Origin of the sequence: Streptomyces bikiniensis (assembly GCF_000716625.1) — a bacterium.
In the GTDB taxonomy this organism is placed as follows: domain Bacteria; phylum Actinomycetota; class Actinomycetes; order Streptomycetales; family Streptomycetaceae; genus Streptomyces; species Streptomyces bikiniensis.
Genome location: NZ_JNXJ01000014.1, coordinates 125,995 through 147,054 on the forward strand (window position 1 = coordinate 125,995; position 21,060 = coordinate 147,054).

General features: G+C 74.8%; 17 protein-coding genes. 13 read left to right on the plus strand and 4 right to left on the minus strand.

What is annotated here, in order from left to right:
* Positions 1 to 195 precede the first annotated feature (195 nt).
* The 5 genes from OO47_RS13265 to nudC all read left to right on the plus strand — a co-directional run bounded on the left by OO47_RS13265 (position 196) and on the right by nudC (position 10,816).
* Entirely contained in the window at positions 196 to 612 is a 417-nt protein-coding gene (locus OO47_RS13265) for an MGMT family protein (RefSeq protein WP_030207215.1), read from the plus strand.
* A 185-nt stretch (positions 613 to 797) separates the two neighbouring features.
* Positions 798 to 4,310 carry an ATP-dependent helicase gene (locus OO47_RS13270; RefSeq protein WP_063831900.1) on the plus strand — a complete coding sequence of 1,171 codons (3,513 nt, stop codon included), beginning with the start codon at positions 798 to 800 and terminating at the stop codon, positions 4,308 to 4,310.
* Positions 4,311 to 4,632: 322 nt separating this feature from the next.
* Complete coding sequence (locus OO47_RS13275) at positions 4,633 to 8,274, plus strand: UvrD-helicase domain-containing protein (RefSeq protein ID WP_030207217.1); 3,642 nt, start codon at positions 4,633 to 4,635, stop codon at positions 8,272 to 8,274.
* A gap of 10 nt (positions 8,275 to 8,284) precedes the next feature.
* Positions 8,285 to 9,703, plus strand: coding sequence for a dipeptidase (locus tag OO47_RS13280; protein ID WP_030207218.1), 1,419 nt, complete (start codon positions 8,285 to 8,287; stop codon positions 9,701 to 9,703).
* Positions 9,704 to 9,868: 165 nt separating this feature from the next.
* The gene (gene nudC, locus OO47_RS13285) at positions 9,869 to 10,816 is read left to right on the plus strand and encodes an NAD(+) diphosphatase (RefSeq protein WP_030207224.1); all 948 of its coding nucleotides are present in this window, start codon (positions 9,869 to 9,871) and stop codon (positions 10,814 to 10,816) included.
* A gap of 49 nt (positions 10,817 to 10,865) precedes the next feature.
* Here the strand turns inward: nudC and OO47_RS13290 are convergent, their stop codons facing one another.
* Positions 10,866 to 11,249: a MerR family transcriptional regulator gene (locus OO47_RS13290; protein ID WP_030207227.1), complete on the minus strand. Its 384-nt coding sequence runs from the start codon at positions 11,247 to 11,249 to the stop codon at positions 10,866 to 10,868.
* A gap of 66 nt (positions 11,250 to 11,315) precedes the next feature.
* On the opposite strand from OO47_RS13290, the gene OO47_RS13295 reads away from it, so the two are divergent.
* Positions 11,316 to 12,482 (plus strand): alkene reductase, encoded by a 1,167-nt coding sequence (locus tag OO47_RS13295; protein ID WP_051715357.1) that lies wholly within the window; start codon positions 11,316 to 11,318, stop codon positions 12,480 to 12,482.
* A 47-nt stretch (positions 12,483 to 12,529) separates the two neighbouring features.
* On the opposite strand, the gene OO47_RS13300 is transcribed toward OO47_RS13295, so the two are convergent.
* Positions 12,530 to 12,772 carry a mycoredoxin gene (locus OO47_RS13300; RefSeq protein WP_030207235.1) on the minus strand — a complete coding sequence of 81 codons (243 nt, stop codon included), beginning with the start codon at positions 12,770 to 12,772 and terminating at the stop codon, positions 12,530 to 12,532.
* A 224-nt stretch (positions 12,773 to 12,996) separates the two neighbouring features.
* Between OO47_RS13300 and OO47_RS13305 the strand changes: the two genes are divergently transcribed.
* The 5 genes from OO47_RS13305 to OO47_RS13325 all read left to right on the plus strand — a co-directional run bounded on the left by OO47_RS13305 (position 12,997) and on the right by OO47_RS13325 (position 16,869).
* Positions 12,997 to 15,177, plus strand: a complete 2,181-nt coding sequence (locus OO47_RS13305) for an ATP-dependent DNA helicase UvrD2 (protein ID WP_030207238.1) — start codon at positions 12,997 to 12,999, stop codon at positions 15,175 to 15,177.
* A 172-nt stretch (positions 15,178 to 15,349) separates the two neighbouring features.
* Positions 15,350 to 15,697 carry a hypothetical protein gene (locus OO47_RS13310; protein WP_106969393.1) on the plus strand — a complete coding sequence of 116 codons (348 nt, stop codon included), beginning with the start codon at positions 15,350 to 15,352 and terminating at the stop codon, positions 15,695 to 15,697.
* A 172-nt stretch (positions 15,698 to 15,869) separates the two neighbouring features.
* Positions 15,870 to 16,241, plus strand: coding sequence for a WhiB family transcriptional regulator (locus tag OO47_RS13315; RefSeq protein WP_030207242.1), 372 nt, complete (start codon positions 15,870 to 15,872; stop codon positions 16,239 to 16,241).
* A complete protein-coding gene (locus tag OO47_RS13320) occupies positions 16,238 to 16,561 on the plus strand; it encodes a hypothetical protein (RefSeq protein ID WP_030207243.1) in 324 nt (107 codons plus the stop codon). The genes OO47_RS13315 and OO47_RS13320 overlap by 4 nt, the downstream gene beginning before the upstream one ends.
* 107 nt (positions 16,562 to 16,668) lie before the next feature.
* Positions 16,669 to 16,869, plus strand: a complete 201-nt coding sequence (locus tag OO47_RS13325; RefSeq protein WP_030207245.1) for a hypothetical protein — start codon at positions 16,669 to 16,671, stop codon at positions 16,867 to 16,869.
* A 19-nt stretch (positions 16,870 to 16,888) separates the two neighbouring features.
* Here OO47_RS13325 and OO47_RS13330 read toward each other — a convergent pair whose 3' ends face one another.
* Both OO47_RS13330 and OO47_RS13335 read right to left on the minus strand, forming a co-directional pair.
* Positions 16,889 to 18,244, minus strand: coding sequence for an ABC1 kinase family protein (locus OO47_RS13330; RefSeq protein ID WP_030207246.1), 1,356 nt, complete (start codon positions 18,242 to 18,244; stop codon positions 16,889 to 16,891).
* A gap of 41 nt (positions 18,245 to 18,285) precedes the next feature.
* Positions 18,286 to 19,452, minus strand: coding sequence for a TOMM precursor leader peptide-binding protein (locus OO47_RS13335; protein ID WP_030207248.1), 1,167 nt, complete (start codon positions 19,450 to 19,452; stop codon positions 18,286 to 18,288).
* Between the two features lie 208 nt (positions 19,453 to 19,660).
* Between OO47_RS13335 and OO47_RS13340 the strand changes: the two genes are divergently transcribed.
* Positions 19,661 to 20,248 carry a M48 metallopeptidase family protein gene (locus OO47_RS13340; RefSeq protein WP_030207250.1) on the plus strand — a complete coding sequence of 196 codons (588 nt, stop codon included), beginning with the start codon at positions 19,661 to 19,663 and terminating at the stop codon, positions 20,246 to 20,248.
* A gap of 132 nt (positions 20,249 to 20,380) precedes the next feature.
* A partial coding sequence (locus tag OO47_RS13345; protein WP_033209006.1) for a TerD family protein occupies positions 20,381 to 21,060 on the plus strand: 680 nt, incomplete at its 3' end.

Genomic DNA, 21,060 nt, shown 5'->3' on the forward strand with positions numbered 1-21,060 from the left:
GCTCTTGTCGCTCTTGATCTCGTATCACCAGTCACCGCCCGCACGATGGTGGCACGAAGAGCCGCCGGGCGGAGGCATCAGGGCCATGTCGGTGCTGTGAGGCAGGATGGGACGGGCGGGCCCCGAGGGGCCCGCGGGACGGGACGGACGAGGGTGGAGGGGCCCGTGGGGAAGGCCGGAGGAGCGCCGGAGGGGCTGCCGGGGGACGCGGAGGAGCCGCCCGCGCGGGCGGCGGAACTGCCCGCGTACGCGGAGCGGGTGCTCGACGTCGCCGACGCGATCCCGCGGGGCCGCGTGATGACCTACGGGGACGTCGCCGAGTGGCTGGACGAGGGCGGACCGCGCCAGGTCGGCCGGGTGATGGCCCTGTACGGCGGGGCGGCGCCGTGGTGGCGCGTGGTCCGCGCGGACGGGACGCTGCTGCCCGGCGCCGAGCCGAGGGCCCTCGCCCACTACCGCGAGGAGGGCACGCCGCTGCGGCAGGCGGGCCCGGCCTCCGAGGGGCACGTGCCCCGGATCGACATGCGGCGGGCGCGGTGGGACGGCGCGTCGGACGGGGACGCGGACGACGGCGGTGACGGCGCCCCCGGGGGTGCCGGAACTCACACGTGAGGGCATCCGCCCAGGAGGCGCGGGCCGGGCGCGACGGACGGGCCGGACGCGGTGCGGGAAGCGGTGCGGAGTACGGCTCGCCGCCGCCCGGCTTCGCGTAACGTCGTCGTTCGCGTCTTCCGGGGCGGCCACGGCACACGGCCGCCTCACCCGCACCACCACACCCACCAGGACCGGCGATCCACGTGAGCTCCTCCTCCACCACCCGGCGTACGCCGCCGCACCAGGGACAGCCGCACCCGGGTCCGGGACGGCAGCGGACCCCGGGCGCGTACCGACTGGTGCGCACCGCGCCGGCCCCGCTGGATCCCCCTCGACTGGACGCGGCCCAGCGGGAAGTGGTTGAGCACGACGGCGGACCGCTCCTGGTCCTCGCCGGACCCGGCACCGGCAAGACGACCACGCTCGTCGAGGCGGTCGCGGCCCGCGTGGAGAAGGGCGCCGACCCCGAGCGCCTGCTCGTCCTCACCTTCAGCCGCCGGGCCGCCGTCGAACTCCGCGACCGGATGGCGGCCCGGCTCGGCGGCCGCCGCCCGCCGCAGGCGACCACCTTCCACTCGTACTGCTACGCCCTGATCCGCGCCCACCAGGACGCCGGGCTCTTCGCGGAACCGCTCCGCCTGCTCTCCGGACCCGAACAGGACCTCGCGGTCCGCGAACTGCTCGCCGGCCAGATCGACCTGGAGAAGAGCGGCCTCGGCGGGGTCCGCTGGCCCGACGAGCTGCGCGCCTGCCTCACCACCCGGGGCTTCGCCGACGAGGTGCGGGCCGTCCTCGCGCGCTCGCGGGAACTGGGCCTCGAACCGGACGCCCTCGCCCGCTTCGCGGACCGGGTCGGCCGCCCCGACTGGAAGGCGGCGGCCGGCTTCCTCGCCGAGTACCTCGACGTCCTCGACCTCCAGGGCGTCCTCGACTACACGGAGCTGGTCCACCGGGCCGTGCTCCTCGCCGGAAGCGTCACGCTGCCCCGGTACGACGCGGTGTACGTCGACGAGTACCAGGACACCGACCCGGCGCAGGTCCGGCTCCTCCACGCGCTCGCGGGCGGCGGCCGGAGCACGGTCGTCGCCTTCGGCGACCCGGACCAGTCCATCTACGCGTTCCGGGGCGCCGACGTGAACGGCATCCTCGACTTCCCCGCCTCCTTCGGCGGCGCCGGGGTCCGCGTCCTCGGCACCTCCCGGCGCTCCGGCGCGCGGCTCCTCGCCGCGACCCGGGAGCTGGCCCGGCGGATGCCGATGCCCCGGCTCCCCGCCGACAAGGTCCGCGCCCACCGGGAGCTGACGGCGGTACGGGGCGGGGGCCTGGCGGAGGCGTACACCTACCCCACGGCCTCGGCGGAGGCCGAGAACATCGCGGACCTGCTGCGGCGCGCGCACCTGGAGGACGGCGTGCCGTGGCCGGACATGGCCGTCCTCACCCGCGCCGGCGCCTCCCTGCCCGCCCTCCGCCGCGCCCTGACCTCGGCGGGCGTCCCGGTCGAGACGGACGCGGCGGACACGCCCCTGCGCCACGAACCGGCGGTGGCCCCGCTGCTCCTCGCCCTCCGGGCGGTGTCGGGGGCGGGGGCCCCTGCCGGGGCGGTGACGCCGGGCGCCGGAACCGGCGCGTCCGACGGCACCGCAGAGCCCGGGCAGGGGGATTCGGGCGCTGATGTCCGGGATGCCGTACGCGCGGAGGGCTCCGGGGGCGACACGACTCCCGACGGGACCGCTCCGGACGGGACCGCTCCTGGCGGGGCCGATCCCGACGGGACCGATCCTGGCGATGCGTCAGGCGTGGGTGCGGGCGAAGGCGCCGGTCCCGGCCGTCACGGCGACGGCGGGTGGCTCGACACGGAGACCGCGCTCGCACTGCTCGCCTCGCCGCTCGCCGGGGTCGACCCGGCCGACCTGCGGCGGCTCGGGCGGGCGCTGCGGGACGAGGAGCGGGCCGCCGGGAACAGGGTGCCGCCGCCCTCCGACGTGCTGCTCGCCCGCGCGCTCGCCGAGCCCGAGCGGCTCGTCGCGCACGACCCCGCGTACACCCACGGCGTACAGCGGCTCGGCAGGCTCCTCCGGGACGCCCGAACGCTGCTCGCCGCCGGCGGCACCGCCGAGGAAGCCCTCTGGGAGCTGTGGAAGGGCACCCCCTGGCCCGGCCGCCTGGAGCGCGCCGCCCTGCGCGGCGGCCCCGCCGGGCGGAACGCCGACCGCGACCTCGACGCCGTCTGCGCCCTCTTCGAGACCGCCGCCCGCGCCGAGGAGCGCGTCGGCGGCCGGGGCGTCGTCAACTTCCTCGAAGAGCTCGACGCCCAGGACATCGCCGCCGACACCCTCACCCGCCGCCACACCCGCCCGGACGCCGTCCGGCTCATGACCGCGCACCGCTCCAAGGGCCTGGAGTGGGGCCTCGTCGTCGTCGCCGGGGTCCAGGAGGGCCTCTGGCCCGACCTGCGCCGCCGCGGCTCCCTCCTCGAAGCCGACCGCATCGGCCGCGACGGCCTGGCCGAACCCCTCACCCCCGGCGCCCTCCTCGCCGAGGAGCGCCGCCTCTTCTACGTGGCCGCCACGCGCGCGCGTGACCGGCTCGTCGTCACCGCCGTGAAGGCCGCCGCCGAGGACGGGGACCAGCCGTCCCGGTTCCTCACCGAGTTCGGCGCCGAGCCCAAGGACGTCCCCGGCCGCCCCCGCCGCCCCCTCGCCGTCTCCGCCCTGGCCGCGGAGCTGCGCGCCACCACCGTCGACCCGGACGCCTCGCCCGCGCTCCGCGAGGCCGCCGCCCACCGCCTCGCCCGGCTCGCCGCCCTCACCGACGACGAGGGCCAGCCGCTGGTCCCGGCCGCGCACCCGGACCGCTGGTGGGGCCTGTTCGAACCGACCCGCGCCGCGGCCCCGCTCCGCGACCGCGACCGGCCGGTGGCGCTCTCGCCCAGCTCCCTCGACAACCTCGTCAGCACCTGCTCCCTCCAGTGGTTCCTGGGCCGCGAGGTCAAGGCCGACACCCCCGCCACCGCCGCCCAGGGCTTCGGCAACGTCGTCCACGTCCTCGCGGACGAGGTCGCCTCCGGCCGCACCCCGGCCGACCTCGACGTCCTCATGGCCCGCCTGGACTCCGTCTGGGACGCCCTCGCCTTCGACGCCCCCTGGAAGTCGGCCCAGGAGAAGCAGAACGCGCGCGCGGCGCTCGAACGCTTCCTGAGCTGGCACGTCATGGACCGCGCCGGCCGCACCCCCGCCGCCTCCGAGCACGACTTCGACGTGACCCTGGAGGCGGGGGAGTACGAGGTCCGCATCCGGGGCTCCATGGACCGCGTCGAGACCGACGCGCAGGGCCGCGCCTACGTGGTCGACTTCAAGACCGGCAAGTCGGCCCCCACCAAGGACGAGGTCGCCCGCCACCCGCAGCTCGCCGTCTACCAGCTCGCCGTCCGCGAGGGCGCCCTGGACGAGGTCTTCGACGGGCGCCGCCCCGAGCCGGGCGGCGCCGAACTCGTACAGCTGCGGCAGGCCGCCCCCAAGAAGGAGGGCGGCGACGCCCTGCCGAAGGTCCAGGCCCAGGAGCCCCTGTCCGGGGAGTGGGTCGGGGAACTGCTCGCCGGCGCCGCCGGCCGGGTCCTCGACGAACGGTTCACCCCCACCACCGGCCAGCACTGCGCCACCTGCTCCTTCCGCGCCTCGTGCAGCGCCCGACCGGAGGGCCGGCACGTGGTCGAGTAGCGGGGCCCGGGTACGGGCGATCGGTCACGTGCGCGAAGCCCTGTCCGTCCCGGCCCGGTCACGCGCGTGAAGCCCTGTCCGCTCCGGCCCGGTCACGCGCGTGAAGCCCCGTCCGCCCCGGCCCGGCCACGCGCGCCTGACGCCCCGTCGGAAAGAGAGGTCCGTCACGCGCGCGTGGGCACGGCGTCCGCGGCCCCCGGCGTCCCGCGCCGGAACTCCCGGCGGAGGACGTCCGTAACTCCCGGTACGGGGCGCCCGGGAGACCCGGCACCGGAGCCCGTGTCCGGCCGCCGCTGTCCGACCGCCCCGCTAGCCTCTTCCGGTGACCGCACGCATCAGCGACCCCGAGGAGCTCAAGGAGCTGCTCGGCATCCCGTTCACCCCGGAGCAGACGGCCTGCATCACCGCGCCGCTCGCCCCGCAGGTCGTCGTGGCCGGCGCCGGCTCCGGCAAGACGACGGTGATGGCCGCCCGCGTGGTCTGGCTGGTCGGCACGGGCCAGGTCGCCCCCGAGCAGGTCCTCGGCCTCACCTTCACCAACAAGGCCGCCGGCGAACTCGCGGAGCGCGTCCGCACCGCCCTCGTCCGCGCCGGCGTCACCGACCCGGACGTCATCGATCCGTCCCACCCGTCGCCCGGCCACCACCCCCCAGCGACGGCGGTGTCCGCCGACCCCTATTACGTTCCGGGCGAACCCCGCATCTCCACCTACCACGCCTTCGCCGGACAGCTCCTCACCGACCACGGCCTCCGCATCGGCCTGGAGCCCACCTCCCGGCTCCTCGCGGACGCCACCCGGTACCAGCTCGCCGCGCGCGTGCTCCGCGAGGCCCCCGGCCCGTACCCCGCGCTCACCCGCTCCTTCCCGACCCTCATCACCGACCTGCTCGCCCTCGACGCCGAACTGGCCGAGCACCTCGTCCCGCCCGACCGGCTTCGCGCGTACGACTCCGACCTGCTCACGACCCTCGCCGGCGCCAAGCTGAGCAACGCCGAGCTGCGCAAGGTCCCCGAGGCCGCCGCCGCCCGCCGCGAACTCCTCGACCTCGTCGTCCGCTACCGCGCCGCCAAGCGCTCCCGCGACCTGCTCGACTTCGGCGACCAGATCGCCCGCTCCGCCGAACTCGCCACCACCCGGCCCGAGGTCGGCACGATCCTGCGCGACGAGTTCAAGGTCGTCCTCCTCGACGAGTACCAGGACACCTCCGTCGCCCAGCGGCTGCTGCTCTCCGGCCTCTTCGGCCAGGGCACCGGGCACGCCGTGACCGCCGTCGGCGACCCCTGCCAGGCCATCTACGGCTGGCGCGGCGCCTCCGTCGCCAACCTGGACGACTTCCCCGAGCACTTCCCGCACCGCGACGGCAGCCCCGCGAGCCGCTACGCCCTCTCCGAGAACCGGCGCAGCGGCGGCCGCCTCCTCGACCTCGCCAACGGCCTCGCCGCCCCCCTGCGCGCCCTGCACGCGGGCGTGGAGGCGCTGCGGCCCGCACCCGGCGCCGAGAACGACGGCAGCGTACGGATCGCCCTGCTGCCCACCCACGCCGAGGAGATCGACTGGCTCGCGGACTCCCTCGCCCGCCTCGTCCGCACCGGCCGCGAACCCGGCGAGATCGCCGTCCTGTGCCGCACCGCCACCGACTTCCCCGCGATCCACGCCGCCCTGGTCGCCCGGGACGTGCCCGTCGAGGTCGTCGGTCTCTCCGGCCTCCTCCACCTGCCCGAGATCGCGGACCTCGTCGCCGTCTGCGAGGTCCTCCAGGACCCGGGCGCCAACGCCTCCCTGGTACGGCTCCTCACCGGCCCCCGCTGGCGGATCGGCCCCCGCGACCTCGCCCTCCTGGGCCGCCGCGCCCGCCTCCTGGTGCACCGGGGGAGCGAGGAGACCGACCCCGAGCAGCGGCTCGCCGCCGCCGTCGAGGGCGTCGACCCGGCCGAGGTGATCTCCCTCGCCGACGCGCTCGACACCTTCCTCGACTCCGGGGGCACCCCCGACGACGGCCTGGCGTTCTCCGCCGAGGCCAGGGTCCGCTTCGCCCGCCTCGCCGCCGAACTGCGCTCCCTGCGCACCTCGCTCGCGGACCCCCTCATGGACGTGCTGCACCGGGTCCTGAACACGACCGGCCTGGAGGTCGAGCTCTCCGCCTCCCCGCACGCCCTCGCCGCCCGCCGCCGCGAGACCCTCGGCCACTTCCTCGACGTCGCCGCCGGCTTCGCCTCCCTCGACGGCGAGGCCACCCTCCTCGCCTTCCTCGGCTTCCTGCGCACGGCCGTCCAGTTCGAGAAGGGCCTCGACAGCGCGCTGCCCGGAGGCGAGAACACCGTCAAGGTCCTCACCGCCCACAAGTCCAAGGGCCTGGAGTGGGACGTCGTCGCCGTCCCCGGCCTGGTCACCGGCCAGTTCCCCAGCGCACGCGCGCGCGAGGCGTGGACCTCCCAGCCGCAGGTCCTCCCGCACGCCCTGCGCGGCGACGCCCCCACGCTCCCGTCGATCGACGCCTGGGACGCCAAGTCCCTGGCCGCGTTCAAGACCGACATGCGCGAGCACCAGCACACCGAGGAACTGCGCCTGGGGTACGTCACCTTCACCCGCCCCCGCTCCCTTCTCCTCGGCTCGGGCCACTGGTGGGGCCCGAGCCAGAAGAAGCCCCGCGGCCCCTCGGACTTCCTCCTGGCCCTGTACGACCACTGCGCGGCCGGGCACGGCGAGATCGAGGCCTGGGCGGACGAGCCGGAGGAGGACGCGGAGAACCCGACCCTGGCGGCGGCGGATCGTGACGAGGCGTGGCCGCTGCCGCTGGACCGGGAGTCCTTCGAGCGCCGCCGGAAGGCCGCGGAGCGGGTGACGTCCCTGCTGTGGTCGGTCGCCCCGCAGACCGGAACGGGGGGGAGCGGCCCCACGAGCGCGGCGCCCGCTCTCCAGGGCCCGCCCCCCGAGGACCCCTGGGACGACGAGGAGCCGGTCTGGGACGACGAGGAGCCCGCCTGGGAGGACGAGGAGCCCGCCTGGGACGAGGAGGTCCTCCCCGAGGACACCCACGCGGACGCGGTCCGGGGCCCGAGGGCCCCGGAACCGGAGGAGCCCGGGGAAACAGGGGCCCCGGAGCCGGCGGTGCCCCGGGAGTCCCGGGCCCCGGAAGGCGCCGCCGCCCCGGAACCGGAGGAGCCCGGGGAAACAGGGGCCCCGGAACCGGCAGCACCCCAGGAGCCCGGGGCCCAGGAAGACCCCCAGGCCCAGGAAGACCCCGGCGCCCTCACCCCCGAGGACGCCAGGACCATCGCCTCCTGGGACCGCGACCTCGCCTCCCTCACCACCGAGCTCCGCCGCGCCCGCGCCACCACCCGGGACGTGCTGCTGCCCGCGTACCTCTCCGCCTCCCAGGTGCTCCGGCTCGCCGCCGACCCCGACGGCTTCGCGCGCGAGCTGGCCCGGCCCCTGCCCAAGCCGCCGCAGCCCGCCGCCCGCCGGGGCACCCGCTTCCACGCCTGGGTGGAGTCCCGCCACGAGGAGCTGCCGCTGCCGTTCCTCGGCCCGGAGGAGCTGCCCGGCGGCGAGGAGTTCGCGGGCGAGCCCGAGATCCTCGACGAACGGGACCTGGACGAGCTGAAGGAGGCCTTCGCCCGCACCCCGTACGCCCGCCGCACCCCGTACCGCGTCGAGGTCCCCGTCCACCTCACCCTCGCGGGCCGGGTCGTCCGGGGCCGGATCGACGCCGTCTACCGGGACCCGGAGACCGGCGCGTACGAGATCGTCGACTGGAAGACTAGCCGCACCCGCAGCGCCGACCCGCTCCAGCTCGCGCTCTACCGGCTCGCCTGGGCCGAGCAGCACGGCCTCGCGCCCGAGGAGGTGGCCGCCGCCTTCGTGTACGTCCGTACGGGTGAGGTCGCCCGGCCCGCCCGGCTGCCCGGCCGGAGCGAGCTCGAGGCGATCCTGCTGGGCGGGGCACCCCCGGAGGCCGGATAGGCTCATATGTATGAGCGAGACCCCGGACAGCGCCGTCCACGCAGTGCGCACGTACGTCGAGCGGCACCGTGCCGCCTTCCTCGGCGACCTCGCCGAGTGGCTGCGCATCCCGTCCGTCTCGGCGCAGCCGGAGCGGGCCGCCGACGTGCGGCGCAGCGCCGACTGGCTCGCCGCCAAGCTCATGGAGACCGGCTTCACGACGGTCGAGGTCTGGGAGACCGCCGGCGCCCCCGCCGTCTTCGCGGAGTGGCCCTCGGACGACCCGGGCGCCCCGGCCGTCCTCGTCTACGGCCACCACGACGTGCAGCCCGCCGCCCGCGAGGACGGCTGGCGCACGGACCCGTTCGAGCCGACCGTGGTCGACGGCCGGATGTACGCGCGCGGGGCGGCCGACGACAAGGGCCAGGTGTTCTTCCACACCCTCGGCGTCCGCGCCCACCTCGCCGCCACCGGCCGCACCGCCCCCGCCGTCCACCTCAAGCTCCTGATCGAGGGCGAGGAGGAGTCCGGCTCCCCGCACTTCCGCGAGCTGGTCGAGGCCCGCGCCGGGCGGCTCGCCGCCGACGCCGTGATCGTCTCCGACACCGGCATGTGGTCCGAGACCACCCCCACCGTCTGCACCGGCATGCGCGGGGTCGCGGACTGCGAGATCGAGCTGTACGGCCCCGACCAGGACATCCACTCCGGCTCCTTCGGCGGCGCCGTGCCGAACCCGGCCACCGTCGCCGGCCGGATCGTCGCCGCCCTCCACGACGCCGACGAGCGCGTGGCGATCCCCGGCTTCTACGACGGCGTGACCGAGCTGACCGACGCCGAGCGGGCCCTCGTCGCCGAGCTGCCCTTCGACGAGGCGGCCTGGCTGCGCACGGCCAAGTCCCACGGCACCCTGGGCGAGGCGGGCTTCTCCACCCTGGAGCGGGTCTGGGCCCGCCCCACCGCCGAGGTCAACGGCATCGGCGGCGGCTACCAGGGCCCCGGCGGCAAGACGATCGTCCCCGCCTCCGCCCACCTCAAGCTCTCCTTCCGGCTCGTCGCCGGCCAGGACCCGGACAAGATCGAACGGGCGGTACGGGACTGGCTCGCCGGACTCGTCCCGGCCGGAATCCGGTACGGGATCACCTTCGGCGCCCCGACCCGCCCCTGCCTCACCCCCCTCGGCCACCCCGCCCTGAAGGCGGTGGCCGGGGCCATGAGCCGGGCCTTCGACGGCGCCGAGGTCCGCTACACCCGCGAGGGCGGCTCGGGTCCGGCCGCCGACCTCCAGGACGTCCTGGAGGCACCCGTCCTGTTCCTCGGCGTCTCCGTCCCGTCCGACGGCTGGCACGCCCCGAACGAGAAGATCGAGCTCGATCTGCTCATGAAGGGCGTCGAGACGACCGCTCATCTCTGGGGCGACCTGCCCGTCGCCCTCCAGGCCGCCGAGCGCTGAACCCACACACCGAACCGGGGGAGTTGGAAGCAACCTGTGAGCACCTTGAAGAACGTGCCGGCCCTGAACGACCCGTCGGCCCCGGGGAACGCCCCGGGCACCCCGGCTCCGGAGGGCACCCCGGCGTCCCTTCCGGCGGACGCCCCGACCCCGGCGGACGTACAGATCCCGGCGGACGTACCGGCCCCCGCGGACCGCCCGATCGCGCTCACCGCCCCGAGCGGCATCGACCGCGCCGCCCACCACCGCCTCGACGAGGCGTGGCTCGCGGCCGCCTGGAGCCACCCCACGACCCGGGTCTTCGTGGTCTCCGGCGGCCAGGTGCTGATCGACGACCGTCCCGACGGCACCACCGAACTCGTCATGACCCCGGCCTTCGAGGCCCCGGTCACCGAGACCCACCGCTACTTCCTGGGCACGGACGCCGACGGGATCTCCTACTTCGCGCTCCAGAAGGACTCCCTGCCCGGCCGCATGGACCAGTCCGCCCGCCCCGCCGGGCTGCGCGAGGCCGGGATGCTGCTCTCCGACCGGGACACCGCCCTGATGGTGCACGCCGTGGCCCTGGAGAACTGGCAGCGCCTCCACCGCTTCTGCTCGCGCTGCGGCGAGCGCACGGTCATCGCCGCGGCCGGGCACATCCGTCGCTGCCAGGCCTGCGGCGCCGAGCACTACCCGCGCACCGACCCCGCGGTGATCATGCTCGTCACGGACGAGCACGACCGGGCCCTGCTCGGCCGCCAGGTGCACTGGCCGGAGGGCCGCTTCTCGACCCTGGCCGGCTTCGTCGAGCCGGGCGAGTCCATCGAGCAGTCGGTGGTCCGCGAGGTCTTCGAGGAGGCGGGCGTCACGGTCGGCGAGGTCGAGTACGTCGCCAGCCAGCCCTGGCCCTTCCCGTCCAGCCTGATGCTGGGCTTCGTCGCCCGCGCCACCTCCTCGGAGATCACCGTGGACGGCGAGGAGATCCACGAGGCCCGCTGGTTCTCCCGCGAGGAGCTGGCCGCCGCCTTCGAGAGCGGCGACGTCCTCCCCCCGTACGGCATCTCGATCGCCTCCCGCCTGATCGAGCGCTGGTACGGCAGGCCGCTCCCGAAGCCGGGCGACGTCCTCTGACCCGCCCGGCCCGTCCGGGCCCGGACCCCGCGCTCCGGACCCGGGCCGGTCAGGAGCGGACCGTCTCCCCCGCCAGGGAGGCGGCGGCCGTGGAGATGGCCTCGTCCAGGACGTCGCGGGAGCGCACCAGGTCCGCGATCGTACGGTCGATGCGGTCGCGCTCCGCGCTCAGCTCGTCGACGAGCCGGGGCGTGGCGATCTCGCTAGCCGCCCCGTCCGCGTCCCGCATGCAGGGCAGCAGCAGCGCGATCTTCCTACTGGTGAGCCCGGCCGCGTACAGCGCCTGGACGCGGATGACGCGGTCCACCGCCCATTCGCCGAAGTCGCGCTGCCCTCCCGGCGTGCGCTCGGACGCCAGGAGACCCTGCGTCTCGTAGTAGCGCAGCGACCTCTCGCTCACCCCGCTGCGCCGGGCGAGTTCACCGATCCGCATGTCACATCCCCGTTCGCCGGAACCGGACTTGAACCTGACACCAGTGTCAACTCCTACCGTACGGGCATGACGAACGCACCGGACGCACTCCGCCCCTCCCGCCTCTTCGACCCCGCCCGCCTCGGCCCGCTGGAACTGCCCAACCGCATGGTGATGGCGCCGATGACCCGCAACCGCGCCACGGCCGACGGCGTCCCGAAGCCCGTCATGGCCACCTACTACGCCCAGCGCGCCTCCGCCGGCCTGATCATCGCCGAGGCCTCCACGCCGAACGCCGTGGGCCGGACCTACCCGAACATCACGGCCATCCACAACGACGCCCACGTGGCCGGATGGCGGCGGGTCACCGACGCCGTGCACGCGGCGGGCGGCCGGATGTTCCTCCAGCTCCAGCACGGCGGCCGGGTCGGCCACCCCGACAACAGCGGGCTCACGCCCGTCGCCCCCTCGCCGGTTCCCCTTCCCGAGCCGATCCACACGCCCGGCGGACGCCGGGAGGCCGTCGTCCCGCGCGAGATGACCGCCGAGGAGATCCGTGCCACCGTCGCCGACTTCGCCGCCGCTGCCCGCAGGGCCGTCGACGCGGGCTTCGCCGGCGTTGAGGTCCACTCCGCCAACGGCTACCTGCTGCACCAGTTCCTGGCGAAGAACACCAACCTCCGCACCGACGCGTACGGCGGCTCCGTCGCCGGGCGGATCCGCCTCACCGTCGAGGTGGTCCGGGCCGTCGCCGACGCGATCGGCCCCGAGCGGGTGGGCGTGCGGCTCGCGCCCGGCCTGACCGTCAACGGCATCGAGGAGGGCGACACCGAGGACATCTATCCGGCCCTCGTCGCCGCCCTGGCCCCCATCGGCCCGGCCTATCTGCACCTGGTCTTCGCCGACCCGGACCAGCCGCTCTTCCAGTACATCCGGAAGACCTGGGAGGGAACCCTGATAGCCAATCCCGTCCTGGGCTGGGGCGGGCCCCTGCCCGCCGACGGCGGCCGGCACGCGGCCGAGCGCCTCCTCGCCGCCGGGGCCGACCTGATCTCCCTGGGCCGCCCCTTCCTCGCCAACCCCGACCTCGTCGAACGCCTCCGGACCGGGGCCGCGATCAACCCCGTCCGCGAGGAGGGCCTGATGTACACGGGCGGCGAGAACGGCTACACCGACTACCCCGCGCTCGCGGACGGGCCGTCGGAGCGCCCGGAGCCCTCGGAGCACGAGAACGCCCCCTCCGGTCGGGCGTGACCGAAGGGGGCGTGACGCGAGCGGCGGCCGCAGTGGCCGAAAATCGATCAGGCGCCGATCTTCTGCTTGACCTGCGCGAGGCTCGGGTTCGTCAGGGTGGAGCCGTCCGGGAAGAGCACGGTCGGCACGGTCTGGTTGCCGCCGTTGGCCTCCTCGACGAACGCCGCCGAGTCCGGGTCCTGCTCGATGTTGATCTCCGTGTACGCGATGCCCTCGCGGTCCATCTGGCTCTTCAGCCGACGGCAGTAGCCGCACCACGTGGTGCTGTACATCGTCACAGTGCCCTGCATGGCCAGGCGCTCCTCTGGTTCTTCGTTCGCGTTCGCTGACGGGGTCCGAGAAGGAGAACGTACGCCCTCTCCGTCCCATTCCCGGACCGGTCCCGCACGGGATTCCGCACCGGTCCCGCATCGGCCGGCGGCCGGCCCCGCCGCCCCGGGATTCGTATGACCGGCGTCTCCCGCCTGTGGACAACCCGCCGCACCCACCCCACGGGACCTGGCAGCATGGCGGGGTGACAGCAGCGACGCACTCCACTCTCTTTCCCCAGGTGCCGGAGACGGCCGACGCGGTGCTCGACGGGCTCGACCCCGAGCAGCGCGAGGTCGCGCTCGCCCTGGGCGGCCCGGTGTGCGTCCTTGCGGGAGCCGGCACGGGCAAGACGCGGGCCATCACGCACCGGATCGCGTACGGGGTGCGGGCGGGCGTGCTCCAGCCCGCCACCGTCCTCGCCGTCACCTTCACCAACCGCGCCGCGGGCGAGATGCGCGGCCGGCTCCGGCAGCTCGGCGCGGGCGGCGTCCAGGCCCGCACCTTCCACTCCGCAGCCCTCCGCCAGCTCCAGTTCTTCTGGCCGAAAGCAGTCGGTGGCGAGCTGCCCCGGCTCCTGGAGCGGAAGGTCCAGCTGGTCGCCGAGGCCGCTGCCCGCTGCCGCATCCGGCTCGACCGGAACGAGCTGCGGGACGTCACCGGCGAGATCGAGTGGGCCAAGGTCACCCAGACCGTCCCCGCCGACTACCCGGCCGTCGTCGCCAAGGCCCTCAGGGACGCCCCCCGTGACCCGGCCGAGATCGGCCAGATCTACGCCACGTACGAGCAGCTGAAGCGCGACCGCTCGGTGATCGACTTCGAGGACGTGCTGCTGCTCACCGTCGCCATCCTCCAGGACCGGCACGACATCGCCGACCAGGTCCGCCGCCAGTACCAGCACTTCGTGGTGGACGAGTACCAGGACGTCTCCCCGCTCCAGCAGCGCCTGCTCGACCTGTGGCTCGGCGACCGCGACAGCCTCTGCGTGGTCGGCGACGCCAGCCAGACGATCTACTCCTTCACCGGTGCCACCCCCGACCACCTGCTGAACTTCCGCACCCGGCACCCCGGCGCCACCGTGGTCAGACTGGTCCGCGACTACCGCTCCACCCCCCAGGTCGTCCACCTGGCCAACGGACTGCTCTCCCAGGCCCGCGGCCGCGCCGCCGAGCACCGCCTGGAGCTGGTCTCCCAGCGCGGCCCCGGCCCCGAGCCGGTCTACGCCGAGTACGCCGACGAGCCCGCCGAGGCCGAGGGCACCGCCCGCCGCGTCCGCGACCTGATCGCCGCCGGCGTCCCGGCCGGCGAGATCGCCGTCCTCTACCGGATCAACGCCCAGTCCGAGGTCTACGAGCAGGCCCTCGCCGACGCCGGGGTGCCCTACCAGCTCCGCGGCGCCGAGCGCTTCTTCGAGCGCCAGGAGGTGCGGGAGGCGGGCATCGCCCTGCGCGGCGCGGCCCGCGCCGGGGGCAACGACTCCCTCCTCGACGGCGCCGAGGACCTGCCCGCGCAGGTCAGGGCGGTCCTCTCCACCAAGGGCTGGACCACCGAGCCGCCCGCGGGCTCCGGCGCCGTCCGCGACCGCTGGGAATCCCTCGCCGCCCTCGTCCGGCTCGCCGAGGACTTCGCCCGCGCCAGGCCGGGGGCCACCCTCTCGGACCTGGTCGCCGAGCTCGACGAGCGGGCCGCCGCCCAGCACGCCCCGACCGTCCAGGGCGTCACCCTCGCCTCGCTGCACGCGGCCAAGGGCCTCGAATGGGACGCCGTCTTCCTGGTCGGCCTCACCGAGGGCATGATGCCGATCACCTACGCCAAGACCGACGAGCAGGTCGAGGAGGAGCGGCGCCTGCTGTACGTGGGCGTCACCCGCGCCCGGGTCCACCTCACGCTCTCCTGGTCCCTCTCCCGCTCCCCGGGCGGCCGGGCCTCCCGGCGCCCCACCCGCTTCCTCAAGGGCCTGCGCCCCGGCTCCGGCGCCCTCGGCACCACCGTCCACGGCGGCGGGCAGGGCTCCGTCGAGCGGGGCAGCGCCCCCGCCCGGCGCAGGCAGCGCGGTCCCGTCCGCTGCCGGGTCTGCGGCGCGACCCTCACCGAGGCGGGCGCGATGAAGCTGATGCGCTGCGAGGACTGCCCCTCGGACATGGACGAGGGGCTGTACGAGCGGCTGCGCGACTGGCGCGCCGAGCGGGCGGGCGAGCTCGGCCAGCCGGCCTACTGCGTCTTCACCGACAAGACCCTCATGGCGATCGCCGAGCGGGTCCCCGCCACGGGTGGGGAGCTCGCCTCGATCGCCGGCGTCGGCACCCGCAAGCTGAACCGCTTCGGGGCCGACGTCCTGGCCATCTGCGCAGGTGGGGAGGGAGGGGCGGAGGCCGATGAGGACTGAGGAAAACTCGTCGGAAAAATAGTTTGCGCCCGCCCCGTCAAGCCCCATAGGTTCTTAACCACGGAAACGGCGGCTTCTTCGAAGCCCTGTCTTCGTGCTGTACTTGTCCAAATAAACATGAGGGTCCGGCTCGCACCCGAGCCCTCCGAGACGCCGAGAGGAGGCGATTCCAGTGATCAGCTACACCATCCAGACCAGCACCGCCAGCTTCGTCAGCACCGCCAAAATGACCGATCGCTCGGTCGTCTCCGCCTGCACGCTCGGCCTCTCCGCCTCGGCGTTCATCGGCACCGGTCTGCCTACCACCGGTCTCTCCGGCCTCGGCATGTCCGCCGCCGTGGAGCTGCGGCCCTCCGTGGCCCTGCGCAATGAGCGACCGACCAAGGCACTGGAAGCAGGAGCAGCGGGCAAGGCCAAGGCCTATGCCTTTGCGGCGACCGGTGCCGGCACCCAGCAGCAGACGACGCACCACACGATGTGGGCCTTCCGTGGGCTCGAACCCTGGAGTGATCCAGCCTGATCCAGGATCAGGCAGGCGCCTTCAGGGCCGCGGAACCCCACCCGGGATCCGCGGCCCTTCTGTTTGTCCCCGAACGGGGACGGACGGGAGAAGGGGCCTCGGGACAGAAACACCCGGTACCAGCCGAAACCCCGGCCAACAGGCCGGAACGACCAGACGAGGAAAGAACACCGTGCAACTCGAAGCGCACGCCCCGTCCGTACCGCCTTCCGCATCGCTCCCCCAGACCGGCCGCCCCACGGAGGACCCCGCTTTGACCCCCCTCACCGCGCTCACCGCGCTCGACGACGCCATCGAGAACCTCGGCGTCCCCGTCCCCTGTCGCTCCTACGACCCGGAGGTCTTCTTCGCGGAGTCCCCGGCCGACGTGGAGTACGCGAAGTCCCTCTGCCGCACCTGCCCGCTCATGGCCGCCTGCCTCGCCGGCGCCAAGGAGCGGCGCGAGCCGTGGGGCGTCTGGGGCGGTGAGCTCTTCGTCCAGGGCGTGGTCGTCGCCCGGAAGCGGCCCCGCGGCCGCCCGCGCAAGAACCCGGTCGCGGCATGAACGCCACCGGAACCATCGACCGCCCCCACACGCACGATCCCCAGAAGCAGGCCCCGATGACCTCTTCCACCAGCGAGCCCGCCGGCTCCGCGACCCCGTCTTTCTCCCCCGCCGCCGCGCCCGTGGCGCGTCAGAACAGGACCCGTGAAATGCAACTCATCCCCGAAGCCCTGGCCCGAGCCCATATGCACGACCGACAGCGTGAGGCCGAGGCGGAACGCCAGGCCGCGCGCCTGGTCGCCGCCCGGCGCATGCAGCGCCGCGCCGAGCGCGTCTCGCTGCGCGCCCGCCGCGCGCTGGCCATGGCCGTCATGCACTGAGAACCCGCGCCCTCCGGGGCGCCGCCACGGGGGCCGGTCCGTCGGGACCGGCCCCTGCGGTGCGTTGCGCGGGACCACGGGCGGCCCGCCGGACTATCGTCGCGAGGGTGAACGCCCCCGACGCCCCCGGCGACCCGGACGCCCCGGAGGAGCCTCTCACCTGCGCGCGCTGCGGCAGGACCGCCGACACCCTGCCCCTGACCTGGACCTTCTCGGTCGAGGACGGCCGCCGGGTGTACTTCTGCGAGGACTGTTCCCGAACCAACCTCCGCGCCATCGAGGGCAGGCTCGACTCCTCCTGGTGGTGAAGCCCCCGCCGGACAGGTCCTAGTCGGCCTCCGGCTCCGCGAAGCCCGGGAGCCAGGCGTCCAGTTCGTCGCGCAGGCGGACCGTCGCGTTCAGTTGGCACAGCACCCCGATGGTGCTCAGGGTCACCCGGTGTATCAGGAGGTACGAGGGCGGCAGGTTCAACTGCTTGCCCAGTTGGTACGCGGGGGAGCGGGGGTCGGCGATGCGGGCCGCCTGGGTGCGCATCCAGGAGCGGGTGAAGACGAAGGACTCCGCCTCGGCCGGTTCGATGATCGGCAGCAGGTACTCCAGGACCGCGTCCGGGTCGAGCGAGACGGTCTCCTTGACGAAGCCCTCCGCGCGCAGCAGGTCGTAGACCGTCTCGGCCTCGCCGGCCAGCGCCGTCCGCAGACAGGTGCCGATCGTCTCGGGCAGCCCGCCCGGCAGCCGGTCCACGGTGCCGAAGTCGAGGACGCCGAGCCGCCAGCTCTCCGGGTCCCCGTCGGCCTCCTCGTCCGCCCCCGGCAGCAGTCGGAAGTTGCCCGGGTGCGGGTCGGCGTGCAGCAGACCGGTGCGCGCCGGGCCCGAGAAGAGGAAGCGGGCCAGGAGCTGACCCGCCCGGTCCCGCTGTTCCCGCGTGCCGTCCGCGATCACCTCCGCGAGCGGAAGGCCCTCCATCCACTCGGTCACCAGGACCTGCTCCGACTGGTGCACCACCGCCGGGACCACCACGTCCGGGTCGTCCGCGAACTCCTCCGCGTGCTTCCGCTGGGCCGCCGCCTCCAGGCCGTAGTCCAGCTCCTCGGAGACCCGGTCCCGCATCTCGGCGATCAGCGGCTTGATGTCCATGCCGGGGACCAGCGGCCCGAGGAGCCGGGCGAAGCGGCTCAGCTGCGTCAGGTCCGAGAGCAGCGCCTCCCCGGCGCCCGGGTACTGCACCTTGACCGCGACCTCGCGCCCGTCGTGCCACACGGCCCGGTGCACCTGCCCGATCGAGGCCGCGGCCGCCGGCTTGTCCTCGAACTTCAGGAACAGCTCCCGCCAGTCGGCGCCGAGACGCTCCTCCAGGACCGCGTGCACCGTCCGCGTCGGCATCGGCGGCGCCGCGTCCTGGAGCTTCGTCAACGCCGCCCGGTACGGCCCGGCGACCTCCTCGGGCAGGGCCGACTCGAAGACGGAGAGCGCCTGCCCGAACTTCATCGCCCCTCCCTTCAACTCTCCGAGCACCTTGAAGAGTTGATCGGCCGTGCGCTGCTGCAGCTCGCGGGCGACGATCTCCGCGGACCGCCCGCCGATCCGTTTGCCCAGGCCCCACGTGGCCCGGCCCGCGAAGCCCAGGGGCAACGCGGCCAACTTGGCGGTCCGGGTGACCGCCTTCCGGGGAAGATCAGACATGCGCCCCTCCAAAACCCAGACTGCCGTGCCGCGCAGGACCGTTACCCCGCCATTGTGTCGTGCGCGTCCTCCGCTGCCGAGGCGCGCTCCCCCTCCCTTCCGCGCGCCGCCCCGCAGGGGCAGGCCGGATGGGGTCTCAGCCGCTCCGTCCGCCACTCCAGGAACGGCAGCGACGCCTCCCAGCGGGTGCCCGTGCTCGCCGGCAGGTCCCCGTCCAGGAAGGCGAGCGCGTGCGCGGCGGCCAGCCCCGCCACCGCCGTGGCCAGCGCCAGGTCGCAGGCCGGCAGCGGATGCGGGGCGCCGGAGCGCCACTGGGCGAGCAGCCGGGGCCGGACCGGCTCCCGGTCCGTCCGCTCCTCCTGGAGGCAGCGGGCGCAGGCCGTGCCGCCCGGCAGCACGAGCGGGCCGACCGTCCCCGTCGCCTCGACCACCCCCGCGTACAGGTGGGGGACGCCGCTGGAGACCCACCGCTGGGCCGGAAGCGGATCCGGGACGTACGCACCGAGACCGTCCCGCGGCGTCACCACCACGAGTGAAAGCCCGGGCTCACCGCTCACCCCACCCCGACCGCCCCCGCTCGCCCCACCCCGGCCGCCCCCGCGTGGCGCGTCCCGCGACCAGCGGCCGACCAGGCGCCGGGCGGCCGTTGCCCGGCGCTCGCCGACGGCCTCGGCCGGCAGGCCGCCCGGCGCCGTCTCCCAGGGCTCGACCCGGCCCGAGTCCAGCACCTCGACCCGGCCCACGCCCGCCGCCGCGAGCAGGGCCGCCACCGTCGCCCCCACCCGCCCCGCGTCCCTGACCTGGACGCGCAGGGCCCGCCTGGCCGCCAGGACCCCCACCGCCCGCTCCGGTTCCGGATGGACCACGGACAGGGAGGCCAGGTCCGCCCGGAGCGTGTCCGGGGCCGCGTCCGCCGCCCCGGCGCCCGGTCCCGCCCTCCCGGGCCGCCCCGCCGCGGCGTCCGTGAGGAGCCCGGCCGACTCCAGCCGGCCGAGCAGCGCGTCGAGCCGCCCGTCCGGGAGGCCGAGCGCCCGCGCCTCGGCCCGCAGCAGCTCGACCCCGCGCGTCCCGTCGAGCAGCCCGAGCACCGCCTCCGTCTCCGGGCCCACCGGGTCGAGCACCACGGCATGGGCCGGGGTGACCCCGAACTGGACGCACCGCAGGCTCCGCCACGCCCGCCGCAGCGCCGGTTTCACCATCGGATGCATTTCCCCGCCCCCGTCCACGTCCATGTCCACGTCCACGAACCGCATTCATGATCGACAACGGATTTCCGTCGCCCCGGAGCGAGAATGCCCCCGCCGCCCCGATCGGTGCCGAAAGTTGTCCACAGGCCGGGGGATTAGTCATTCAAATGGGGCGCGGTGCGGCCGGACCGTTCCCGGAACGGCCCCGGCAGCGGGTAACGTCGGGCCCGTGCCCGCCGATCCACGACGCAGCGTGACCAGCAAGTCGCCCCGCGACCCGGGGACGAGCGCGGTCGAGGTCCGCAGGAGCGCGCGGCGGAGCAGGACCGTCTCGGCCTACCGCGAGGGCGACCGGACCGTCGTGCTCATCCCCGCCCGCATGTCGGAGGCGGAGGAGCGGCGCTGGGTCGGCGTCATGCTGGACAAGCTCGCGGCCAAGGAGAGCCGGAGCGTCCTCGGCGACCGCGAGCTCACCGAACGCGCGCGACGCCTCTCCGACCAGTACTTCGACGGCCGGGCCCGCCCCGGCTCGGTCCGCTGGGTGACCAACCAGAACACCCGCTGGGGCTCCTGCACCCCCTCCGAGGGCAGCATCCGCCTCTCCCACCGGCTCCAGGGCATGCCCGAGTACGTCGTCGACTACGTCCTCCTGCACGAGCTGGCCCATCTGCTCGTCCCCGGTCACGGCCCCCGCTTCTGGCGGCTCCTGGAGGCCTACCCCCGGACCGAGCGGGCCCGCGGCTACCTGGAGGGCGTGGCCGCCGTCGACCGCCTCCCGAACCTTTCGGACCGCCCGGAGGACGCTCGCGAGGAGTGACGGCACCGCCACGCGTCGGTACGCGGATTTCCCGATTCCGTACCGAAAACGACCTGGCCTGTCTCAACGTCGCACGCAGCGGTTAGCCTGGCGCGAGCATTCGCCATTCGGGATGGGGGACGGTCGTTACGCATGGCCAGGGAATTCCAACGCGGCCACAAGGCCAGGATCAGTGATCTGACCGCGGGGACCGATCTGTACGTGGGCGTGCAGATCGCGGCGCCCGGACTGACTTTCGACATCAGCTGCTTCGGTCTCGACGCCGACGAGCGGCTCTCGGACGACCGCTACTTCGTCTTCTTCAACCAGCCGAAGTCGCCCGAGGAGTCCATCCAGCTCCTCGGCGCCCAGGCCGGCGACACCGAGTCCTTCCGCGTCACCCTCGACCGCATCCCCGCGCACATCCACAAGCTGTCCTTCACCGCCACGATCGACGGTGCCGGACAGATGTCCCAGATCGGCCCCGGCCACCTGCGGATCGTCGCGGGCGGCGAGGAGGTCGCGCGGTACGCGTTCACCGGAGCGGAGTTCTCCACCGAGCGCGCGGTGATGCTCGGCGACTTCTACCTCAAGGACGTCTGGCGGTTCGCCGCCGTCGGCCAGGGCTTCGACGGAGGCCTGGAGGCGCTCCTGCGCAACTTCGGCGGCGAGGTCGCCGAGGAGGAGCCCGCCGCCCCGCAGCAGCAGGCGGCCGCGCCCGGCTTCGCCCCGCCGCCCCAGGCGGCGGCGCCCCCGGCCTTCGGCGCCCCCGCGCCCGCCCCGGCCCCGGCCCCCGCGTTCGGCGCCCCCGCGGCCCCGCCCGCCCCGGCCCC

What these genes read in the sequence shown, in the direction of transcription:
- OO47_RS13280 (WP_030207218.1), top strand. Translation starts at nt 8,285, where the DNA reads ATGAGCGAGACCCCGGACAGCGCCGTCCACGCAGTGCGCACGTACGTC.
- OO47_RS13290 (WP_030207227.1), bottom strand. Translation starts at nt 11,249, where the DNA reads ATGCGGATCGGTGAACTCGCCCGGCGCAGCGGGGTGAGCGAGAGGTCG.
- OO47_RS13295 (WP_051715357.1), top strand. Translation starts at nt 11,316, where the DNA reads ATGACGAACGCACCGGACGCACTCCGCCCCTCCCGCCTCTTCGACCCC.
- OO47_RS13300 (WP_030207235.1), bottom strand. Translation starts at nt 12,772, where the DNA reads ATGCAGGGCACTGTGACGATGTACAGCACCACGTGGTGCGGCTACTGC.
- OO47_RS13320 (WP_030207243.1), top strand. Translation starts at nt 16,238, where the DNA reads ATGAACGCCACCGGAACCATCGACCGCCCCCACACGCACGATCCCCAG.
- OO47_RS13330 (WP_030207246.1), bottom strand. Translation starts at nt 18,244, where the DNA reads ATGTCTGATCTTCCCCGGAAGGCGGTCACCCGGACCGCCAAGTTGGCC.
- OO47_RS13335 (WP_030207248.1), bottom strand. Translation starts at nt 19,452, where the DNA reads ATGCATCCGATGGTGAAACCGGCGCTGCGGCGGGCGTGGCGGAGCCTG.